This is a genomic window from Candidatus Jettenia sp. AMX1, assembly GCF_030263775.1.
Taxonomy (GTDB): domain Bacteria; phylum Planctomycetota; class Brocadiia; order Brocadiales; family Brocadiaceae; genus Jettenia; species Jettenia caeni.
Window position 1 is genome coordinate 1 of record NZ_SZPP01000085.1, and the last position, 4,689, is coordinate 4,689.

The following is a 4,689-nucleotide window of genomic DNA, read 5'->3' on the forward strand; positions in this document are numbered from 1 at the left end:
ATATACTTCATGAGGTACCCAGTGGGTGATAATTTCTACTGCCTTTGCTTCTTTCAGCATGAGACTGGATGCAGCTCCCATCGCCCCGCAACCTATTAACGCTGACATTAATGTTACTTTTAGAAAATTACGCATGATACTAAAACTCTCCTCCTTTCTCATAATTTGTACTCCACAATCGCCACTCGATTGCATTATAATATAACAACCTCATCGCTGACTCTTGTAGACCACCCCCTTTCAAATTTTCAACTTATTACAAGACAAGATACGTCATACCCTATTCACTTATCAAAACTGATCCTATAATGGCAGAAAGGCCATTATACTTATTCTACTACTTAAGTCAATATAAAAAGTTAATTATTTTGTAATTTTTCAATGTCGATGATGACTGCCTGAATGCCTATTTTTATGATACAAAACCGAATTAGATACAGGTCTTAATATTACTATAAAATTTACCCTTTTGCTCCCAAAACAAGTTCTCCTACAAATTCTCCAACCTTCGTCACTAATTTTTCAAAAGGTTCATTTGTGTATTTTTCAACTTCTCTTATAATAGCGCTCCCTACAATAACACCGTCTGCCGCTTTCCCAATTGTCTTTGCATGATCCGGTGTAGATACACCAAAACCAACACTAATTGGGGTATCAGTAATTTGCTTTAAGCTTTTAATATTTTGAAGAACATCTTCCGGTATTTTATCTCTTACACCCGTTATACCTACTACAGAGATATAATATAAAAAGCCTTGTGATTTCTGGGTAATTAAAATTTTGCGCTGATCTGTCGTTGTTGGGGCAATAAAGCAAACAATTTTAAAATCCTTTTCTTTTGCAACCTGAAAAATTTCATTATTTTCTTCTACAGGTAAATCAGGAATAGTTAAACCATCTAATCCTGCCTTACACGCCTTTTCAATAAAAACCTGACACCCTCCCTTAAAGACGGTACTATAGGACACCATTGAGACAATAGGTATTTCAGACTCATTTCGAAGTTTTGAAACCATATCCAGTATTTGTGCAACTTTCAACCCTTTAACTAATGCCCGATAGTAAGAAGCTTGAATAATAGGGCCATCCGCAATAGGATCAGAAAATGGAATGCCGAGTTCAATGATATCTGCACCTCTCTTCTCAAATTCAAGAATCAAGGCTTTTGTAGTTTGCAAGTCTGGATCTCCTGCTGTAATAAATGGTATAAAAGCAGGCTTTTTTTTGTTCTTTAATTCCCGAAATTTTTTATCAATTCTATTCATGAAAATCCGTTCAGAAAATGTCAAAATACTATCTCTTGAAAATCTTTCTCAATAACATTTTTATCGATACCAAATCAAATGGTATATCCTAATTTTTTTGCAACCTCAAAGGAATCTTTATCACCACTACCTGACAAGCATATAACAATCAGCTTATCACTACTTAACGTTGGAGCAAATTTCATTGCATATGCAATCGCATGTGATGCTTCAAGAGCGGGGATAATCCCTTCTAATCGCGCACATTCCTGGAAGGCATTTACTGCTTCAGTATCGGTAATGGAAACATATTCCGCTCTTCCAATATCTTTTAAATAACTATGTTCCGGTCCAACACCTGGATAATCTAAACCGGCGGAAATTGAGTGGACTGGCAATGTTTGACCATCATCATCTTGTAATACATAGCTTGCACTTCCGTGCAAAATACCTATTTTACCACTTGTAAGCGTTGATGCGTGCTGACCAATTTCAGGTCCAAGCCCTCCGGCTTCAACACCGATCATCTTTACTTCTCTATCTTCAATAAAGGGGTGGAACAACCCCATGGAATTACTACCACCTCCAACACAAGCAATAAGATAATCAGGTAATCTATTTTCCTTCTCCAATATCTGGCTTTTTACTTCCTTACCAATAACCGTTTGAAAATTTCTTACCATCATAGGGTAGGGATGTGGGCCAACAACCGATCCTAAAATATAATGAGTATATCTTACCGAAGCCATCCAATCTCTAAATGCTTCATTTGTAGCATCTTTCAAAGTCTTCGAACCACTAGTTACCGGTATCACACGCGTCCCTAACAATTTCATGCGAAAGACGTTCAGCGCTTGACGTCTCATATCTTCTTCACCCATATATACATCACACTCTATCCCAAACATTGCAGCAGCCGTAGCCGTTGCAACCCCGTGTTGTCCAGCACCTGTCTCAGCAATGATCCTTTTCTTGCCCATTCTTTTTGCAAGCAGTATTTGTCCAATGGTGTTGTTTATTTTATGTGCACCGGTATGGTTCAGATCTTCTCTTTTTAAGTATATCTTCGCACCCCCCAATTTTTTTGTCAATCTTTCAGCATAATAAAGCACTGATGGTCGTCCGACATACTCTTTCAAATAATAATCCAACTCAGCCTGAAAAGCCGGATCGTTTCTTGCTTCTACATAAGCTTTTTCTAGTTCTTCTAGAGCAGGCATTATAGTCTCAGGAACGAATTTTCCACCAAAACGACCAAAATGCCCCATAGTATCAGGTAAGTTTATTTCTTCAGGCATTATTAAATTTCGCAATAGTTTAGATTTTACTACTGTTGATCCCATAATTAACACTCCCATATCTTTTATTAGATAAAGTAGAAACACAATGAGGGTAGCAAATAGTGCTCTGCTACCCTCATCGCAATTTACAACTAAATCTTAAATCTTACAACAATTTTCACAGCTTAGTGGTGTACTTCAACACCAGCATCTGCGTTTGCACGGTGAGGAATATCAGTCCTCTTGAACCATTCAACATCTACATCGCCTGGTTTTCTCTTCCAACCCGGGAGTAAATCTAAATATTCACCATGCTGCCAGAATGCTTCTGATTTGTGTTCCAAACCGATCTTCTTTTCGATAGCGGCAAACCTTCTCAGCTTAGCTGCTTCCGTTTTAATCTCAATCAACTTCCTATCCTGCTCGAAAGCGCTACCGTTTCCATATGTCTGGTTGTACATTGACATATGAGCATAAGCCTTATAAACGTTGCCTGTCAGATAGCAAATCATTTCTAATCCCAAACGCTCCAAGTTTGATGTAGCATAGAACCTTGGATCTCCACCTGGTAACAAGCTAAAAGTATAGTGACCATACCAGTCTGGTGGTGAGCCTTCTGGCATAGGATCTACAACGCCATCCAAGAAGCAACCTACTATAACTGCAGCGGCTTCTCTCCATTTAGTAAAGCTCAAGTTGACACCAGCATCCATCTCTTTCAACTTATCTGCTGCAAAGCGGGGAGAATGGCAATCCTGGCATTTCTTTATCCAAGCATCTCTCTTAGCCTTGTGTCTTGGAGCTCCTCTGTCAACCTGGAACATGCCCATATCGCTATAGATGGTACCAAACTGTTGCGGGTTGTGGTTTCCATCCTGCATATGGCAGTAGGCGCATGTCGGAACCCTGTAGTTCCCTTTCTTTGATGGTTTGCTCCAGTCCATAGTTGCTGATTCAGCTTCATACAAGCAACCATGAATCGAGGTGTTGTACATTGCCCATTCATCATGGTCGATACCCATATGACAAAATCTGCAGGCAGTTGGTTTTCTTGCTTCTGCAGGGCTAAATACGTGTCTTGTATGACATCCGTCGCATCTGTTTTCAGCAATGGCATGGCATTCTGCACACCCTGCAACTTCTTCAGCAGGCTTTCCAACATGCCATGAGAATTCCAATACGTTTACCGTAAACGCATGGGTATGAGAACCTAAGCCACCTGATCTATGCTCTGAAGTTTCCTTCGGATGACACTCACCGCAGTGCTTGTAGGTAGGCATGAAAAGCTTTTGGTGATCGTTACCATGACATACGTCACAACCAACTGCACCTTCAACAGGCTTTCCATCTTTCCCTTTTATACCGAGGCCCCTTCTCATCTCTAGGTTTCCATGAGCACTCTTCTTCCAATCTTTCACGATAGTAGGAGTCTGAACAGTATGACAAAGAACACATTCTTCATTCTTAAAAACACCTTCATTTTGACTGCCTGGTGTCCAATAATGTTCTGGATCGTACCAACGAATTGATGGTAAGAATTTCAAGAATGATTTATATGGACCTCTTCCTTCAACATATTCTGGTTGTGTATATTTTGCCGTCAACCCGAATATATACAGTGTCCCGTCATTATCAGGACCTACGGGTTGGCCAAATACCTGTGATGCTACGTCCTGGAATGTAGGCCCTTCAGCCCTAGCTATACCATTTCCCACGGTACACGTCAGGAATGTTACCCCTGCTACAGCAAGAGCTAATCCCGCAACCCTGGACAATGGTTTCTTTAATGTTTCAAGCATTACACCTTCTCCTTTCTTCATAACAAGCTTTTAAACCACAATTTATCGCTATAACTTCTGTAATAATTACCGTTAACCATAGGCGCAACAAGTTTTTATGCTACCAAACCACCCCCCTTCCAAACTTTCTACCACTAATGATTGCTGAAGGTTAATTACTAAACCATAAGATAATAAAAAGCTTTCCCATTATACATATATAGTAGATCTTGTCAAGCGATTTTTCCTGAAGTTACTTACTTTTCAAATCATTTTTTTATTGTATTCAATTCTTAATACATTCCTGAAACAGCAAGAGCTGGGTAGTGGGAGAGCCCACAGAACCCAGCTCTTGTATTGTTGACTTCTCTCTCTGCGTCCTCACGG

Annotated in this window: 3 protein-coding genes; all 3 read right to left on the bottom strand. The window is 39.8% G+C overall.

Going from position 1 to position 4,689, the window contains the following annotated elements:
- Positions 1-461: 461 nt before the first annotated feature.
- Positions 462-1,265: a tryptophan synthase subunit alpha gene (trpA, locus tag FBQ94_RS17160; RefSeq protein ID WP_007222830.1), complete on the bottom strand. Its 804-nt coding sequence runs from the start codon at positions 1,263-1,265 to the stop codon at positions 462-464.
- A gap of 74 nt (positions 1,266-1,339) precedes the next feature.
- Positions 1,340-2,512: a tryptophan synthase subunit beta gene (trpB, locus tag FBQ94_RS17165; protein ID WP_352247028.1), complete on the bottom strand. Its 1,173-nt coding sequence runs from the start codon at positions 2,510-2,512 to the stop codon at positions 1,340-1,342.
- Between the two features lie 197 nt (positions 2,513-2,709).
- Complete coding sequence (locus tag FBQ94_RS17170; RefSeq protein WP_007222832.1) at positions 2,710-4,323, bottom strand: multiheme c-type cytochrome; 1,614 nt, start codon at positions 4,321-4,323, stop codon at positions 2,710-2,712.
- Between the last annotated feature and the right edge of the window lie 366 nt (positions 4,324-4,689).